The sequence below is a fragment of the Pseudonocardia sp. TMWB2A genome, assembly GCF_017312135.1.
In genome coordinates, this window is record NZ_QKQY01000002.1 from 1,214,472 (window position 1) to 1,231,152 (window position 16,681).

13 protein-coding genes are annotated in these 16,681 nt (G+C 76.9%); 11 read left to right on the forward strand and 2 right to left on the reverse strand.

What is annotated here, in order from left to right; all coding sequences use genetic code 11:
- Positions 1-16: 16 nt before the first annotated feature.
- Positions 17-676, reverse strand: a complete 660-nt coding sequence (locus DMP17_RS20100; protein ID WP_337832705.1) for an ATP-binding protein — start codon at positions 674-676, stop codon at positions 17-19.
- A 124-nt stretch (positions 677-800) separates the two neighbouring features.
- Between DMP17_RS20100 and DMP17_RS20105 the strand changes: the two genes are divergently transcribed.
- The 4 genes from DMP17_RS20105 to DMP17_RS20120 all read left to right on the forward strand — a co-directional run bounded on the left by DMP17_RS20105 (position 801) and on the right by DMP17_RS20120 (position 4,822).
- The gene (locus DMP17_RS20105) at positions 801-1,400 is read left to right on the forward strand and encodes a sigma-70 family RNA polymerase sigma factor (RefSeq protein WP_062404298.1); all 600 of its coding nucleotides are present in this window, start codon (positions 801-803) and stop codon (positions 1,398-1,400) included.
- Between the two features lie 212 nt (positions 1,401-1,612).
- On the forward strand, positions 1,613-2,446 hold the full coding sequence (locus DMP17_RS20110) for a DUF5134 domain-containing protein (protein WP_226355588.1): 834 nt from the start codon (positions 1,613-1,615) through the stop codon (positions 2,444-2,446).
- Positions 2,443-3,849 (forward strand): PepSY-associated TM helix domain-containing protein, encoded by a 1,407-nt coding sequence (locus DMP17_RS20115; protein ID WP_337830296.1) that lies wholly within the window; start codon positions 2,443-2,445, stop codon positions 3,847-3,849. Before DMP17_RS20110 ends, DMP17_RS20115 begins: the two co-directional genes overlap by 4 nt.
- Positions 3,850-3,928: 79 nt before the next feature.
- A complete protein-coding gene (locus DMP17_RS20120) occupies positions 3,929-4,822 on the forward strand; it encodes an oxidoreductase (protein WP_226355586.1) in 894 nt (297 codons plus the stop codon).
- Positions 4,823-4,875: 53 nt separating this feature from the next.
- On the opposite strand, the gene mftD is transcribed toward DMP17_RS20120, so the two are convergent.
- On the reverse strand, positions 4,876-6,093 hold the full coding sequence (gene mftD, locus DMP17_RS20125; RefSeq protein ID WP_226355585.1) for a pre-mycofactocin synthase MftD: 1,218 nt from the start codon (positions 6,091-6,093) through the stop codon (positions 4,876-4,878).
- A gap of 596 nt (positions 6,094-6,689) precedes the next feature.
- Between mftD and DMP17_RS20130 the strand changes: the two genes are divergently transcribed.
- From DMP17_RS20130 to DMP17_RS20160, 7 genes are all read left to right on the forward strand, one after another.
- A complete protein-coding gene (locus DMP17_RS20130) occupies positions 6,690-7,571 on the forward strand; it encodes a LytR/AlgR family response regulator transcription factor (protein ID WP_226356667.1) in 882 nt (293 codons plus the stop codon).
- A gap of 104 nt (positions 7,572-7,675) precedes the next feature.
- The gene (locus DMP17_RS20135; RefSeq protein WP_337830297.1) at positions 7,676-8,689 is read left to right on the forward strand and encodes a hypothetical protein; all 1,014 of its coding nucleotides are present in this window, start codon (positions 7,676-7,678) and stop codon (positions 8,687-8,689) included.
- Positions 8,690-8,878: 189 nt separating this feature from the next.
- Positions 8,879-11,992 carry an LCP family glycopolymer transferase gene (locus tag DMP17_RS20140; protein ID WP_337830298.1) on the forward strand — a complete coding sequence of 1,038 codons (3,114 nt, stop codon included), beginning with the start codon at positions 8,879-8,881 and terminating at the stop codon, positions 11,990-11,992.
- Between the two features lie 138 nt (positions 11,993-12,130).
- Positions 12,131-13,129 (forward strand): ABC transporter substrate-binding protein, encoded by a 999-nt coding sequence (locus tag DMP17_RS20145; RefSeq protein WP_226355583.1) that lies wholly within the window; start codon positions 12,131-12,133, stop codon positions 13,127-13,129.
- Positions 13,126-14,184: a FecCD family ABC transporter permease gene (locus DMP17_RS20150; protein WP_337830299.1), complete on the forward strand. Its 1,059-nt coding sequence runs from the start codon at positions 13,126-13,128 to the stop codon at positions 14,182-14,184. The genes DMP17_RS20145 and DMP17_RS20150 overlap by 4 nt, the downstream gene beginning before the upstream one ends.
- On the forward strand, positions 14,181-15,230 hold the full coding sequence (locus tag DMP17_RS20155; RefSeq protein ID WP_337830300.1) for a FecCD family ABC transporter permease: 1,050 nt from the start codon (positions 14,181-14,183) through the stop codon (positions 15,228-15,230). The genes DMP17_RS20150 and DMP17_RS20155 overlap by 4 nt, the downstream gene beginning before the upstream one ends.
- Entirely contained in the window at positions 15,227-16,669 is a 1,443-nt protein-coding gene (locus DMP17_RS20160; protein ID WP_337830301.1) for an ATP-binding cassette domain-containing protein, read from the forward strand. The genes DMP17_RS20155 and DMP17_RS20160 overlap by 4 nt, the downstream gene beginning before the upstream one ends.
- The last annotated feature ends 12 nt before the right edge of the window (positions 16,670-16,681 follow it).

Genomic DNA, 16,681 nt, shown 5'->3' on the forward strand with positions numbered 1-16,681 from the left:
CGGCCCCGGCCCGGTCTCAGCCGGCCGGGGCCAGCACGGCCTGCACGTGGCCGTCGCGGGCGACGGTGCCGGTGACCGCGACCGGCACCTCGTGGGCGAACCCCGGCCCGTCGGTGACGAAGGTGTGGAACTCGCCGTTCTCCCCGCACGGGTCCACTCCCGGTGGCAGCGCGGCCAGGAACTCCGCGTCGAAGGCGGCCCCGGCGAGCCGCGCGGGGACCCGGTCCGGGTCGACGGCGACGACGACCGCCCGCAGCCCGGCGTCGAGCATCCCGGCGGCCAGCGCGCCGGTCGCCGCGCCCCACAGCGGGAACACCCCGGTGAGCCCGGTGCCGTCGAGGACCTCCTCTCGGAACGCACGGACGTCGGCCAGCGCCAGGTCGCCGTGCACCAGCCCCGTGACACCGGACGCGGCGGCCGGCGCGAGCGCGGCCCGCAGCCGGGCCCGGTACTCCCCGTCCGGGCACGACGGCGGCAGCTCCACCCGGTGCAGCGGCAGGCCCAGCGCGTCGGCCTGGGCGGCGACGAGCGCGGCGCCCACGCCGTGCACCGCGATCTCCGCGCCACCGGGCCCGGCCGTGACGGTGCTGAGCAGCCCGGTCACCCGCGTTCCGGCCCGTCGCGCGGCGGCCAGCGCCGTCGCCGCGTCCTTGCCCCCGGACCAGCTGACCCACATGTCGGACACTCCGCGACGGTAGCGTCCGGACAGCATCGATCCGGTCACACACCGTGTTCCCACGGAGCGGACGGTGACCGGGTCGGGCTTCTGCCCCGCACGGCCGACGGCTACCGTGACCAGCGTGCCCGAACGCCACGACGACGCCACCGTGACGGCGTGGGCGTTGGCCGCGGGTGCCGGTGACACCGCCGCGCTCGCGGAGTTCGTGCGGGCGACCCAGGTCGACGTCCACCGCTTCCTCGTCCACCTCGCCGGTCGCGACGACGCCGAGGACCTCGCGCAGGAGACGTTCCTGCGGGCCCTGCGGTCGCTGCCCTCGTTCGCGGGCCGCTCCACCGCCCGCACCTGGCTGCTGTCGGTCGCCCGCCGGGTCGCCGTCGACGCGGTGCGCACCGCGGTCCGCCGGCCCCGCGTGCGGGACCTGGGCGAGGACACCCAGGAGGTGCTGGAGCGCGCGGTGCCCCGCACCGGCGCGCAGGAGGCCGTCCTGCTGCGGACGCTGGTCGACGCGCTGCCCGACGACCGTCGCGAGGCGTTCGTCCTGACCCAGGTCCTGGACCTGGGCTACGCCGAGGCCGCGCAGGTCTGCGGCTGCCCGGTCGGCACCATCCGGTCCCGGGTCGCCCGGGCCCGCGAGGACCTGCTGCGCGCGCTCGGCGAGGACGGGACCGGGACCGCCGGGGCGCCCGCATCCGGCGTCCGGCGCGCCGCCCGCCCCTGAGGCCGCGCCGCACCCGACGCGTCCCACCCTGCCGCCGCCCCGACCGCCGCGGCATCCGGCCGCATGCCACCCGACCACCGCCGTCCGACGGTCACGACGGGAGTGACCGGCGTCGCACCCACCGGACCGGTACGGGCGGGAACCGGACGGGCCCCGCCGGCGACCACTTCCGGCGTGCGCCCCCGCACCTCCCCCGCCCCCGAGGAGTACCTGTGATCTCGTCGTTGCCGCTGGCCTGGGCCCTGACGGCGGTGTTCGCCGCCACCGGGTCCTACGCACTGGCCCGCTGGGCCGCCGCGGTCTCGGAGCGCCGCTCCGCCGCGCACCGCACCGCGGAGCTCGCGCACCTGCTGATGAGCGCGGCGATGGTCGTCATGACCTGGACCTGGTACGGCAGCGCCGGGCTGTGGACCCAGATCGTCCTGTTCGGCGTGCTGGGCGTGTTCTTCCTGGTCACCGCGTCGCGCGGGGTGCCCTGCGGGCCGTCGGGGCGGGTCGCGGGCGCGGCGCACGCGCTGATGGCCGCGGCGATGGTCTGGATGCTCGCCGCGATGCCGCTGATCATGGCCTCGCCGGTGGCGGCCGCGGGCGGCGGCGGTGCCCACGCCCACCACGGCGGCGACACCATGGACATGTCCGGGACGGCCCACGCCGCGGGCCCGGCCGGATGGGCGGTCGCGGTGACCGTGGCGCTGTGCGCCGTGCTGCTGGCCGCCGCCGGCTACTGGGGTGCCCGCGCGCTGAGCCACGACCGCGACGCCGGGGACCCGCTGACCCCCGACGACGCGTCCACGGCCGCTGAGGCGACCGACCTGGCCGCCTGCGACTGCGCCGACCCCGCGGCGGCCCCGCAGGCCGCGCAGGCCGCGCAGCCGGTGCCGGCCGAGGCGGCGGGGGCGGCGGGGGCGACCACCGCGCTCGCCGAGCGGGTCGGGGCGCCCGCGCGGCCGGCGGGCCGGCTCGGCGCGCGCTCGGACGCCGCCTGCCACGCCGCGATGAGCGTCGGCATGGTCGTCATGCTCGCGGCGATGGTGGCGGGCTGGTGAGCGCCGGCCTCGACACCCGGCCCGGGGCGCCCGTCCCGCCGCCGGAGCGGCCCCCGCTGTTCCGGGGCCTGAAGGGCCTCGTCACCCGGATCCACTTCTACGCGGGCCTGTTCGTCGGCCCGTTCCTGCTGGTCGCGGCGCTGACGGGGCTGCTCTACACGCTGTCGCCACCGATCGAGCGCTGGATGTACGCCGACGCGCTGACCGCCCCGGTCAGCGGCCCGGAGCTCCCGCTGTCCCGGCAGGTCGAGGCGGCCGTCGCGACCCAGCCCGGCCTGCCCGTCACCGAGATCCGGCCGTCGCGCGAGCCCGGCGCGACGACCCGGGTGTCGTTCGACGCCGACCTGCCCGAGAGCTACAGCCGCACCGTGTTCGTCGACCCGTACACCGCGCAGGTGCGGGCCACCCTCGACACCTACGCCGAGTGGCTCCCCGCCCGCGGCGTGATCGACAACCTGCACCGCTCGCTGCAGCTGGGCGCCCCCGGGCAGGTCTACACCGAGCTCGCGGCGTCCTGGCTGGCCGTGCTCACCCTGTCCGGCCTCGTGGTGCAGGTGACCCGCCGGGTACGACGACGCCGGGAACGGCTGCTGCCGCGGACCGGCGGGTCGTCGCGGTCGCGGCTGCGGTCCTGGCACGGCGCGGTGGGCGTCTGGGCCTCGGTCGGGTTCCTGTTCCTCGCCGCGACCGGCCTGACCTGGTCGCAGTTCGCCGGGGCCAACGTGGGCGCGCTGCGCACCGCCCTGGACTGGACGACGCCGTCGGTCAGCAGCACGCTGCCCGCCGCCGGTGGCGACGCGGCCGCGCCCGTGACGGGTGCCGCGACGGCACCGGTCGCCCCGCGGGCGGTCCCTGCCGTCGCCCAGCGGGTCCTCGACGCCGCGCGCGCCGACGGCCTCGTCGGACCGGTCGAGCTCACCCCGGGCGAGGCCGGGGAGGCCTGGAAGGTCCAGCAGACCGTGCGCAGCTGGCCGTCGCAGCAGGACTCCGTGGCGGTGGACCCGGCGACCGGGACGATCACCGACCGGCTCGCCTTCGCGGACTGGCCGGTCGCGGCGAAGCTCGCCCGCTGGGGCATCGACGCGCACATGGGCCTGCTGTTCGGCACCGTCAACCTGGTCGCGCTCGCCGCGCTCGCGTCGGCCGTGGTCGTGCTGGTCGTGTGGGGCTACCGGATGTGGTGGCTGCGCAGGCCGACCCGGCCGGACGGGTCGCGTGCGCTCGCCGGGCCGCCCGGGTCCCGCGAGCGGCCCTCCCCCGCCGCGGTGGCGCTGGTCGGGCTGGCCGCGGTGGCGGCCGGGCTGGTGCTGCCGGTGCTGGGGGTCTCGCTGATCCTCTTCCTGCTCGTCGACGCCCTGGTCGCGGCCCGGCGGGACCGGCCGGCCGCCGAGGTGGCGGGCTGACCCCTCCGGGGTGCGGGCGGGTGGGACCCGGCCGGAGCGGGTAGACCTGGACACCCGTTCCCCGTGAAGGAGTCACCCCGTGTTCCGGACCTCACCCGCCCCCTGGACGACGGCGGACATCCCGCCCCAGCAGGGCAGGACCGTGATCGTCACCGGCGCCACCAGCGGGCTCGGGCTGGAGACCGCCCGGGCCCTGGTGCACGCCGGTGCACGCGTCGTGCTGGCCGTGCGGAACACCACGCGCGGCGAGGAGATCGCCACCGAGCTCGGCGGGGCGGCGTCGGTGCGCCGGCTCGACCTGGCCGACCTCACCTCGGTCCGCGAGTTCGCCGCCGGGTTCGAGGGCACCGCCGACGTCCTGGTCAACAACGCCGGGCTGATGGCGGTGCCGTTCTCCCGCACCGCGGACGGCTTCGAGACCCAGCTCGGGGTCAACTTCCTCGGCCACTTCGCCCTCACCGGGCTGCTGGCCGACCGGATCACCGAACGCGTCGTGACGCTGTCCAGCCTCGCCCACCGGATGGGCCGGATCGGCATCGACGACCTGAACTTCGAGCGCCGCCGCTACGAGCGCTGGACCGCCTACGGCCAGTCCAAGCTCGCCTGCCTGATGTTCGCCTACGAGCTGGAGCACCGGTTCGTCGCCGCCGGGTCGCGGCTGCGGTCGATGGCCGCCCACCCGGGCCTGTCCTCCACCAACCTCATGGGGCGCACCGAGTCCTTCCAGGACACGATCATGTCGGTGTTCACCCCGCTGGTCGCCCAGCCGGCGCCGATGGGCGCGCTGCCGACGCTGTTCGCGGCGACCGTGCCGGACCTGCCGGGCGGTGCCTACATCGGACCCGACGGGATCGGCGAGGCACGCGGCAACCCGCGTCCGGTGGGGTCCACGGCGGCCTCGCACGACCGCCGGATGCAGCGGGCGCTCTGGGAGCGCGCCGAGGAGCTGACCCGGGTCACGTACCCGCTGTGAGCAGGCGGTGGTGCGGGGGCCCGGTCGCGCCGGGCCCCGCACCACCGGGTGTCTCAGAGCTTCGAGACGCGGGTGAAGTTCTCCGGGACGATCAGGTCGTCGCGGGAGAGCTCGTGGATCGACTTCTTGCCCAGCCCCAGCAGCGCCTCGTCGATCCCCTTGTAGAGGATCGAGAGGACGTTGGTGACCCCGCGCTCGCCCTGCGCGGCCATGCCCCACAGGTAGGCGCGGCCGATCAGGACCGCGCGGGCACCGAGCGCGAGCGCCTTGACGACGTCGGCGCCGCGGCGGATGCCGCCGTCCATCACGACCTCGACCTGGTCCCCGACGGCATCGACGATCGCGGGCAGCGCCCGGATCGCGGCCGGGGTGCCGTCGAGGTTGTTGCCGCCGTGGTTGGACACCGAGACCGCGGTGGCGCCCGCGTCGACGGCGCGACGGGCGTCGTCGGGGTGCATGATGCCCTTGACCATGAACGGGCCACCCCACTTCTCGCGGAGCCAGGCGATGTCGTCCCAGGTCGGGAGCGGGGTCGTCCACCAGACGCCGTAGGCGCCGAAGAAGGTGGGGGCGTCACCGCCGCCGGGGGGCGCCATGTTCGGGGCCTTCAGGTCCGGGATCCTCCCGGACTTCGCCCAGTCCAACAGGTAGCGCGGCTTGGTGATCATCTCGGGCGCGAACTGCAGCGCGGCCTTGACGTCGACCTTCTCCGGGATGGGCGGGCTGCCCCAGTCGCGGCGGGTGGCGAAGGTCCAGTCCAGGGTCACGATGAGGCCCTTGGCGCCCGCCCGCTTCGCACGCAGGGCGCGCTCGAGAATGTCCTCCTTGGACCCGGCCCAGTAGACCTGGAAGAAGACCTTGTCGTGGACGGCACAGACGTCCTCGACGGAGCGGGACGCGAACGACGACAGGCCCATCGCCGTCGACACGGTCTGGTCGGGGTTGAGCGGGTTCTGGATGTTGGAGCTGTGCGCCGCCCGCGCGACGGCGACCTCGCCCTCCGGGTCGACGGCCTGGACGCCGGTCGGCGAGATCAGGACCGGGAAGTCGATCTCCTGGCCCATCACGGTGGTCTTCTGGTCCCGCTGCGGCGGCAGCCCCGCGATGTGCGGGCGGAAGCCGAGCTCGTCGAAGGCGGCGACGTTGTCCGCCAGCGTGATCCCCTGCTCCGCGCCGGCGACCAGCGCGTAGTAGACCGACTTCGGCAGACGCTTGCGCGCCCGTCGCTGTGCCTCCGCGACCGTCTCGAACCAGTCCTTCGTGCTCGCCATGCCTGCCCCTTCGCAGTCGGAGGTTTGCGCCCGGCCACCGTCGGTCGCGGCCGGTCCGACACGCCGACCGGGTACGAGACGGTCCCACGTGGCGGGTCTCACGGCACGGTAGCGTTTCGGCACCGAGTGCCACAATGGCACCCGCCCGCAGCCCGTCCGATCGGCGGGGGAACGACCCTCCGCCCGACCAGCCACGACGCCGTCCCCGGCCCGTCCCACGGCCGGAGGACGCACCGCGTCCACGACCGGCTGCCACGACTCGTGACGCTCCGCTGTCACGTCCACTCCGACGGCCCACCCCGGATCGTGTGGAACGAGAGGCCGGACCGGCCGTCGGTGACGCTCCGCTGTCTCGATACGGTGTGCCCGCAGTCACCGGTCAGCGGGCGGTGTGCCCGCGGCAAGGAGGAGCCGTGTACAGCCACGCGCGGGGTGGGCACGCTTCGGGCGCGACGCCCGCCGGCCCGGTCGGCCACGTGCTGCAGCCCGGGTACGGCGCCGCGAGCAACCACCGGCCCATCGGGGTCCCGGGACAGCTCCGCGCCCCGGAGCCGCCGCAACCACCGCCTGCCGCCGCGGCGGGGACACGGCTCACCGTGCTCGCCGTCGACGACGAGGAACCGGCCCTGCTCGAGCTGGCGCACCTGCTCGGCGAGGACCAGCGGGTCGCGACCGTGCTGACCGCACCGGACGCCACCGAGGCGCTGCGCATCCTGCACGGCTCGCAGGCCGACGCGAACACCCCGACCGTCGACGTCGTGTTCCTCGACATCCGGATGCCCGGCCTCGACGGCCTGGAGCTCGCCCGGGTGCTGAACGCGATGGCCGACCCGCCGCCGGTGGTGTTCGTGACCGCCCACGACGACCGCGCCGTCGACGCCTACGAGGTCGGCGCCGTCGACTACCTGCTCAAGCCGCTGCGCACCGAGCGGCTGTCCGGCTCGCTGGACCGCACCATGGCGCTGCGCGCGGCCCGCCGGGCCGCCCCCGGCCCACCCCCGGCGCCGCCGCGCCACGGCGCCGAGCAGGGCGGCAGGCCCGACCCCGCGGCCGCCCGCCGGGGCGCCCCCGCCGCGACCACCGACGACGAGGTGGTGCCGGTCGAGCTGGCCGGCACCACGAAGCTCGTCCCCCGCTCCTCGATCCGGTTCGTCGAGGCCCAGGGCGACTACGCCCGGCTGCACACCAACGAGGGCAGCCACCTGGTCCGGATCCCGGTCTCGGTGCTGGAGGACCGCTGGGGCGAGGCCGGGTTCGTGCGGATCCACCGCGCCTACCTGGTGTCGCTGCCGCTCATCACCGAGCTGCGCATGTCCGGGTCGGGGTACGTGGTCCGCCTCGGCAACGGGCCGGGTGCGGTCGAGCTGCCCGTCAGCCGGCGGCACACCGCGGGCCTCAAGCGGATCCTGCGGGGACGTCCGCCGCGTCCGCAGCGCGGGCCCGAGGACGGCCCGGACGGACCCGTCGTCCCGCGCTGACGCGGGGCTCACGACCGCGGCGGGTCACGGCCCGTCGCGTGGCCGACACGCCCGGTCACCGTCCGTACTGCCGTGCGCGATCCTGTCGCCTAGCCTGGTGACCGGTGTCCATCTCGGGTGAGTCCTCGCACGTCCTGTCCGTCACGAACCGTCGCCGCCCCGCGCGTCGCACGCGTCCGCCTGCGCTGCTCGTGGCGCTGCTGACCGCGTGCGCGCTGGTCGCGGGCTGCTCCGCGAGCGCCGCCGCCCCCGCCCCGGCCCCGGCCGCCCCGCCGTCCCCCGCGCGGCCGGCGCCCACCTCCGCCGCGCCCGCGGTGCCGGAGCTTCCCGGTGGTGGCACCGAGGTCTTCCCGGGCCGCCGGATGGCCGCGCTCTACGGCCACCCGGGCACCCCGTCGATGGGGGTCCTCGGCGAGCAGGACCTGCCGCGCTCGATCGCCCGCGCGAAGGACCTCGCCGCCGACTTCCAGCCGCTCGTGCGCGAGCCCGTCGTGCCGGCGTTCGAGATCATCACGACGGTCGCCGACCGCGCCCCCGGCCCGGACGGCGACTACTCGGCGGAGATGAGCGTCGACGAGCTGCGGCCGTGGGTCGAGCAGGCCGGGAAGGCCGGCGTCTACGTGGTGCTGGACCTGCAGCCCGGGACCACCGACTTCCTGACCCAGGCCGAGCGCTACGCCGAGCTGCTCGCGCAGCCGCACGTCGGGCTCGCGCTCGACCCCGAGTGGCGGCTGAAGCCGGGCCAGCGCCACGGCGTGCAGGTCGGCTCGGTGACCGCGGCCGAGATCAACCGGACCTCGGAGTGGCTGGCCGGGCTGGTGCGGGAGAAGAAGCTGCCGCAGAAGGTGTTCCTGATCCACCAGTTCCGGGTCTCGATGATCTCCGACCGGCAGACCGTGGTCACCTCCCACCGCGAGCTCGCGACCGTGCTGCACGCCGACGGCTACGGCACCCGCCAGGAGAAGACCGAGACCTGGAACGCGCTGCACGCCGCACCCCGTCCGCCGGGTCTGTGGTGGGGCTGGAAGAACTTCATCGACGAGGACAGGCCGACCTTCACCCCGCGCGAGACCTACGCCGTCCGGCCCGAGTCACCCGTCTTCGTGTCGTATCAGTGACGGGTATGTCCACCCTGTCCGGCGCCACCCACCGGGGTGGGTGGCCGCTCACCGAGATCGTGATCACGGCAAGTACCCTCACCGGGACCCGAGCGCCGTCGTCGCCGCCGGGTGCGCAGGCACGTGCCGCGGCTCCTCCGCGCGGCACGGCCACCCCGCCCGTGCCGACCAGTGAAGGGGGTGCCCCGGGTGGACGAACGACCGCAGGAGGGCTCCCGCCCCACCGGTCCGGACCGGCCACGACGACCCGGCCCTCCCGAGCGCGCCCGCCGCGACGACCGCCCGCACCTGCGGGACGAGGCCCGGCGCGGCACCCCGCCCCGGGACCGCGGTGAGACCCCGCCGCCGAACGACCGTCGCGACACCCCGCCGCCGTCCGCCCGTGGCGGTGCCGCACCCCCGCCCGGCCCCGCCGGGCCCCCGGCCCCGCAGTCCGGCAGGCCCGGCGACCGCAGACCCCCGCAGTCCGGCAGGCCTCCCCAGGAGCAGCCGTCGGGCCCCCGGCGACGACCCGGTCCGCCCGCCCCCGGTGCGCCACGCCCGCCCGCCGGTGACCCGCGCCCCGGGACCGGTCCCGCGGCGCGTCCCGGTGGCAGGCCCCCCGGCCCGCCGGACGGTGCCGGGCGCCCCGCCGAGGACGAGTCCTGGCTCCCCCGGCGCGAGCGCGAGGCCCGGGCCGCGGCCCGGCGGGCCGCCGCCTGGTCGTCCCGCTCGACCCGGGACGAGACCCCGGGCCGTGGTGGGCACAGCGACAGCAGGCCCACCGACATCCGTTCCATCCGCGCGACCCGTCGTGGCATCGGTGAGACCGTGAAGGTCCCCGGCCGGCCGGACACCGCCGCGGAGCACCGGCGGCACCGCGCGTCCGAGCCCGACGCCCCGCCGGAGGAGCGCGACCGCGCGGCCCGGCTCAGCGGTGAGCTGCCGATCGTGCCGCGCCGGCCCGGCGACCGTCCCGGTGGCCCTGTCTCCGGCGGCGCAGCGTCCGGTGGCGCAGTGCCCGGCGGCGCCGCACCCGGTGGCGCCGCACCCGGCGACCGTCCCGGTCGCGCGGTGCCCGGCGGCCGTCCCGGTGGTGCCGTGTCCGGTGGCCCCGTGCCCGGTGGTGCCGGTGCGTCCGCGCCCGCGGGTTCGCGCCCGGACGCACCGTCGCGCCCCGGGGGCCCCGCGGTGCCGAGCGGTCCGGGTCAGTCGGGTCCAGGCCAGGCGGGTCCGGCGTCGGTGCCGCCGGGTGGCCCCCGGCGCCCCGGTGAGACCCGTCCCGGCGGTCCCGACCCGCGCTCCGGCGGCCGGCCCGACACCGGCCCGCAGGCCGTACCGGGCCGTCCCGCCGCGACCGGGCAGCCCGGCGGCGCCACCGCGGCGCCCTCCGGTGCGCGGCCGTCCGGTGCCGTCCGCCCGGACGGCACCCCCGGCCGCCCCGACACCGGCCGACCGGACGGCCCGCAGGGACGCCCCGCCGACGCACGCCCGGCAGGTCCGGGCGGGTCCGCGCCGGAGGCCCCGCGCGACACCGCACGTTCCGCTCCCCGGCGGCCGCCGCACACCGGCCTCGCCGCCGGTGCCGCGGCGGGCACCGCCGCAGCAGGGTCCGCAGCGGCGGGAGGCTCCGTGGCGAAGGCCCGGGGTCGCCGCGGCGACGCGCGCGACGAGGACACCACGCTGTCCCCGCCCGCCGGCCCGTCGGCCGCACCCGACCCCGCGCGGCGCACCCTCGCCGCCGCGCTCGGCCTCACCGCGGCATCCACCCTGGTGCCCGGCAGCGGACACCTCGCGCTGCGCCGCCGTCGTACCGGTGGGCTGATCCTCGGCACGCTGGTCGCGATCGTCGTCGGGCTGGCGGCGCTGGTGCTCCTGGCCCGCCGCTCGACGCTGCTCCAGAACCTGCTGTCGACGACCACGCTGACCGTCATCGCGGGCGCGCTGGTGGTCGCCGGGATCGCCTGGATCGCCCAGGTCGCGCGGACCTACGCACTCGCCCGGCCGCGCGGGATGCCACTCGGCCGGAAGATCCTCGGCACCGGGACCGCGGCCCTGCTGTGCCTCACCGTCGCGGTGCCCTTCGGCTACGGCGTCGAGCTGGTGAACTCCCAGCGCGGGCTGCTGAACTCGCTGTTCCAGGGCGGTGGGACCTCGGCGGCCGAGGCGCTGGGCAAGCCCCGGCTGAACGTGCTGCTGCTGGGCAGCGACGCCGGCGACGACCGGACCGGTACCCGTACCGACACCATGATGGTCGCCAGCATCGACACCCGTTCCGGCCGGACGACGCTGTTCAGCCTGCCCCGCAACATCCAGCGGGCCGAGTTCCCGCCGGGCAGCCCGGCCGCGGAGAAGTTCCCGAACGGCTTCCACGACCCGTCGCAGCCGCTGTCGGGCGACTACCTGCTCAACGCCATCTACGCCTACGCCCAGCAGCACCCCGAGATCGCGCCGTCGGGGCCGACGTCGTCGCCGGGCATCAACCTGCTCCAGTCCTCGATCGCGTACATGACCGGCCTGCCGCTGGACTACTACCTCGAGGTCAACATGGCCGGGTTCTCCTCGATGATCGACGCCGTCGGCGGGGTCACCGTGAACGTCGGGCCCGAGCCGATCCCGGTCGGCGGCGTCACCGCGTTCGGCAGGCACGTCACCCCGGACCGCTACATCAGCCCCGGGGTGCAGACCCTGGGCGGCGAGGACGCGCTGTGGTTCGCGCGCTCCCGCCGCGACGGCACCGACTACCAGCGGATGGGCCGCCAGCGCTGCCTGATCCAGGCCGTCATCTCGCAGACGACCGCGACCGAGCTGATCTCCCGGTTCCAGAGCATCGCCGCGGTGACCCGGGACAACGTCGCCACCGACATGCCCCAGCAGGTGCTGCCCGCGCTGGCCGTCCTGGCCGACGAGGGGTTCCGGCTGGAGAGCGTCGCGTTCGACCCGTCGCTGCCGGACCCGAACTCCTCGACGGGTTACTTCGTCACCGCCGACCCCGACGTCTCCTACATGCGCGAGGTCGTCCGCAACGCCATCGCCGACCCGGCCCCGGAGCCGGCGCCCGGGACCGCCCCGGCGCTCGCCGCCCCGACGACGCAGCCGTCCCCGAGCACGGAGTCGTCGCGGTCGTCCTCGGCGAGCGCGTCGCCGACCCCCGACCCCGCCGCGGCCCTGCCGCAGTCGGTCGAGGAGTCCTGCGCCGCGACCGGTGCGGCCGACGTCCCCGCCGGGGGCGAGCCCGGCACGTCGCAGGACCCGTCCGCGACCGGTTCGACCGGGGTCTCCGGCTCCGACCAGGTCGACGGCCTCCGCCCCGACCAGAACTGAGCCCCTGCCGCCGGGCCCGCCGTACCGGGGCCGCCCTGCGGCAGTTGTGGCGCAGACGGCTGCGGTCCGCTCTTCCGTTCGCCGCACCCGGGATGATGAAGTGAGGGTCACCTGTTCAGTGGAAAGGCGGCCCTTACTGTGCGTCGAACGCTCCCCCTGTTCGCCGGTCTGCTCACCGTGCTGATGGTGCTGGCCGGATGCGGCTCACCGGGACCCGCGCCCGCGCCCGGGACGGCTCCGTCCGGGGACGGCGCGTTCCCGGTGACGATCCCGACCGCGTTCGGCGACGTCACCGTCCCCGAGCAGCCCCGCCGGGTCGTCGCCCTGGGGTGGAGCGACGCCGAGACCGCACTGGCCCTGGGCATCGAGCCGGTCGGGGCCGCGGACTGGCTGGCCGTCGGCGGCGACGGCCTGGGGCCGTGGGTGCAGGCCCGCTACACCACCCCGCCGCAGATCCTCGGCACGCTCGAGGTCGACCTGGAGGCCGTCGCTGCGCTGGACCCGGACCTCGTCCTGGACACCCGGGCGTCCGGCGCCCGCGACCGCCACGACCGGCTGACCCAGCTCGGCGTCCCGGTGGTCGGCATCCCCGCCGGCGCCGAGAACTACAAGACGACCTGGCGCGACCAGCTCCGTATGGTCGGCGCCGCCCTGGGGAAGCCGCAGGAGGCGGCGCGCGCGCAGGCCGACCTGGAGCAGCGCTTCGCCGACGCCCGGGCACAGCACCCGCAGCTGCAGGGCGCCACCGTCGTATCCGGGGCCCGCAACACCCTCGGCGAGTACGCCGCCTACACCGGTGACTCCGGGCGGATCGCGTTCCTGTCCGAGCTCGGCATGGTCAACGCCCCGCAGATCGCCTCGCAGCGCACCGACGGCTTCTCCGTCCCCGTCTCCCGCGAGCGGATGAACCTGCTCGACGCCGACGTCACCGTCATGCAGGCGATCTCGAAGGACACCTCCGAGATCGCGGCCGACCCGCTGTGGCGGGCCGTGCCGTCGGTGGCCGCCGGGCGCGGCGTGCTGCTGTCGGACCGCGACGTGTCCCAGGCCTTCTCCAGTGCCTCGGTCGACGGCTGGCGCTACGCCCTCGACCGCACCGTGGGCCCGCTCGCGGACGCGGCGGCGAAGGCGCGGTGACCGCCCCGGCGACCACCGCCCCCGTCCCGCCCCCGCCGGGCGCACCCGCGACCGTGCGGCGCCGGCGGTGGCCCGCCGCGGCCGGCCTGGCCGCTGCGCTGCTGACCGTGGCCGCGCTGAGCCTGCTGGTCGGGGCCCGGCCGCTCGCGCCCGGGTTCGTGTTCGACGTGCTCACCGGCGCCGTCGACCGGACCTCGCCGGAGGCGCTCGTCGTCACCGAGGTGCGGCTGCCGCGCACGGTGCTGGCGGTCCTCGCCGGGTCCGCGCTCGGCGTGGCCGGGGTGCTCGCGCAGGGCATGACGCGCAACCCGATCGCCGAGCCCGGCATCCTCGGGCTCAACACCGGCGCCGCGCTCGCCGTCGTGCTCGGGATCGCGCTGCTCGGCGTCGACACCCTCACCGGCTACGTCTGGTTCGGCTTCGCCGGGGCGGCGGTGGCGGCCGTCGTCGTCGCAGGGGTGGCCGGGATCGGCCGGCGCGGCAGCGTCTCCCCCGCGACGCTGGCCCTGGCGGGCGCCGCGCTCGCCGCGGGCCTGCAGTCGATCACCACCCTGTTCCTGCTCACCGACCCCCAGGCCTTCGACGACTACCGGTTCTGGCAGGTCGGCTCGGTCGCCGGGCGGGACCTGGGGATCGCCGCGCAGGCCGCGCCGTTCGTCGCCGCCGGGCTCGCACTGGCCCTGACCTGCGGGCCGCGGCTCAACGCGCTGGCGCTCGGCGACGACGTCGCCCGGTCGTTCGGCCGCGCGGTCGGGACCGACCGTGCCGTGTGCGGAGTGGCCCTGGTCGTACTGGCCGGGGCGGCGACCGCCGCCGCCGGACCGATCGCCTTCCTCGGGCTGGCCGTGCCGCACCTGGTGCGCCGCCTCGCCGGGACCGACCACCGGGTGGTGCTGCCGCTGGCGGCGCTCGCCGGGCCCGTCCTGCTGCTGGCCGCGGACGTCCTCGGGCGGATCGTCACCCCGCCCGGCGAGGTCCAGGCCGGGGTGGTGACGGCCGTCGTCGGCGCCCCGCTGTTCGTCGCGCTGGTCCGGCGGCGGAGGTTCCTGCGATGACCGCCGCGACCCTCGGCGACGACCCCACCGCGGTGCTGCGCCGGATCCGGGCCCGGTCCCGGCGCCGGCGCGCGACGGCCGGGCTCGCCGTCGCCGCGGCCGCGCTCGCCGCGTTCGTCGCCTCCCTCTCGGTCGGCGCGCAGGGCCTCGGCCCCGGCGACGTGCTGGCCGCGCTGGCCGGGATCGGCACGCCGCGCACCGAGCTGGTGGTGCTGCGGCTGCGGATGCCGCGGGCGCTGACCGCGCTGCTGGTCGGCGCCGCGCTCGGCCTGGCCGGGGCGCTGTTCCAGCGGGTGCTGCGCAACACCCTGGCCAGCCCGGACGTGATCGGCGTGGGTGCCGGTGCCGCCGTCGGTGCGGTCACCGCCTCGGTCGTGCTCGGCCTGTCCGTCACCGGGACCTCGGCCGGCGCGGTCGTCGGCGCCGTCGCGGCGGCGCTGCTCATCAGCGTCCTGGCCCGCCGCGACGGCCTCGGCGGCACCCGCTTCGTGCTGGTCGGGGTCGGGATCGGGTCGGCGGCGATGGCCGTCGTCTCCTACCTGATGATCACCGCGTCGCTGACCACGGCGCAGCAGACGCTGGTCTGGCTGACCGGCAGCGTCACCGAGACCGGCTGGTCCACCGCCGTCCCGCTGGCGCTCGCCTGCGCCGTGCTCGTCCCGGCCGGGCTGCTGCTGGCCCGCGCGCTGCCCCGTCTGGAGCTCGGCGACGACACCGCGACCGCGCTCGGGCTGCCCGTCGGCCGGGCCCGGGCCGCGCTGCTGGCGGTGGCCGTCCTGCTGGTCGCCGCCGCGGTCGCCGCGGCCGGGCCGGTCTCGTTCGTCGCGCTGGTCAGCGGGCCGCTCGCCGCCCGGCTCGCCGGCCCCGGGCGGGCGTCGCTGCCGCACGCCGCCGGGGTCGGGGCCGCACTGGTACTGCTCGCCGACGTCGTCGCCCGCACCCTGATCGCCGAGGTCGCGCTGCCCGCGGGCGTCGTCACCGGCGCGATCGGCGCCCCCTACCTGCTGTGGCTGCTCGCCCGCTCCCGGACCGGAGGAATCCCGTGACCACGCCCGCCACCGCCCCCGCCGGGCCCGCGCTGGACGCCGACGACCTGGTCCTGCGCTACGACGAGCGCGTCGTCGTCGACGGTCTGACCGTGCACGTCCCGCCCGGCCGGATCACCGTGATCGTCGGCCCGAACGCCTGCGGCAAGTCCACCCTGCTGCGCGGGCTGGGCCGCATCGTCGCCCCGGCCGCCGGGACCGTGCGCCTCGACGGCACCGACCTCCGGACGCTGCCCGGCCGCGAGCTGGCCCGGCGGCTCGGGCTGCTGCCCCAGTCCCCGACCGCCCCGGACGGCATCACCGTCGCCGACCTGGTGGAACGCGGCCGGTCGCCGCACCAGGGCTGGTTCGGCGGCCGCGGCGACGCCGACGACGCCGCCGTCGCCGACGCGATGCGCGCGACCGGGGTGCTGGAGCTGGCCGACCGCCCGGTCGACGAGCTGTCCGGCGGTCAGCGCCAGCGAGTGTGGATCGCGATGGTGCTGGCCCAGGACACCGGGGCGCTGCTGCTCGACGAGCCGACCACGTTCCTGGACCTGCCGCACGCGGTCGAGGTGCTGGACCTGCTCGTCGACCGGAACCGGGAGCGGGGCAGCACGGTCGTCGTCGTCCTGCACGACCTGAACCTTGCCTGCCGCTACGCCGACCACCTGATCGCGATGGCCGACGGCGCGATCGTCGCGCAGGGCCCGCCCGCGACGACGATGACCGCCGACCTGGTGCGCCGGGTGTTCGGGATGGAGTCGCGGGTGGTGCCCGACCCGGTCGCGGGCACCCCGATGGTCGTCCCGGCCGGCCGGCACCACCCGCTCGCCGCACCGGGCACCGGCGCGGCCGACGGTTCCGGGATCCGGACCGAGGAGGAGCTGCGCGCCGTCGTCGCGGAGCCGCACCCGCTGGTCGCGGGCAAGTCCACCGACCGGGTCGACGAGGTCGCCGCCCGGTTCGTCGCCGCGTCGCCTCTGGTCTTCCTCGGCACCACCGCCCCCGACGGCACCGTGACGGTGACCCCGCGCGGCGACGCACCCGGTTCCGTGCGGGTCCTCGACGGCGGTCGCCGCCTCGCCGTCCCGGAACGGCCGGGCAACCGCCGCGTCGACAGCATGCGCAACCTGCTCGCCCGCGACGGCGTCGGCCTGACGTTCTGCGTGCCGCGCTCGGCCCACGTGCTGCGCGTGCACGGCCGGGCCCGGGTCACCCGGGACCCCGAGGTGCTGGCGCTGTGGGGGCCGTCAGACGCCGACGCCCAGGGCCCGGCGGCCCACCGGCCACCGCCGTTGGCGCTGCTGGTCGACGTGCACGACGCCTACGTGCACTGCGGCCGTGCGCTGACCGCGGCCGGGCTGTGGGATCCGGACAGCTGGGGCGACGGCCACGACACCCCCGGCCTGAAGGAGCTCGCCGACGCGTCCCGCGCCGACCGGGCGGCCCGGGGCTGACCCGGGGCCGCC

Bases quoted from the DNA above. Each gene is read 5' to 3' on its own strand.
- DMP17_RS20100 (WP_337832705.1), bottom strand. From the start codon at position 676: ATGTGGGTCAGCTGGTCCGGGGGCAAGGACGCGGCGACGGCGCTGGCC.
- mftD (WP_226355585.1), bottom strand. From the start codon at position 6,093: ATGGCGAGCACGAAGGACTGGTTCGAGACGGTCGCGGAGGCACAGCGA.
- DMP17_RS20155 (WP_337830300.1), top strand. From the start codon at position 14,181: ATGACCGCCGCGACCCTCGGCGACGACCCCACCGCGGTGCTGCGCCGG.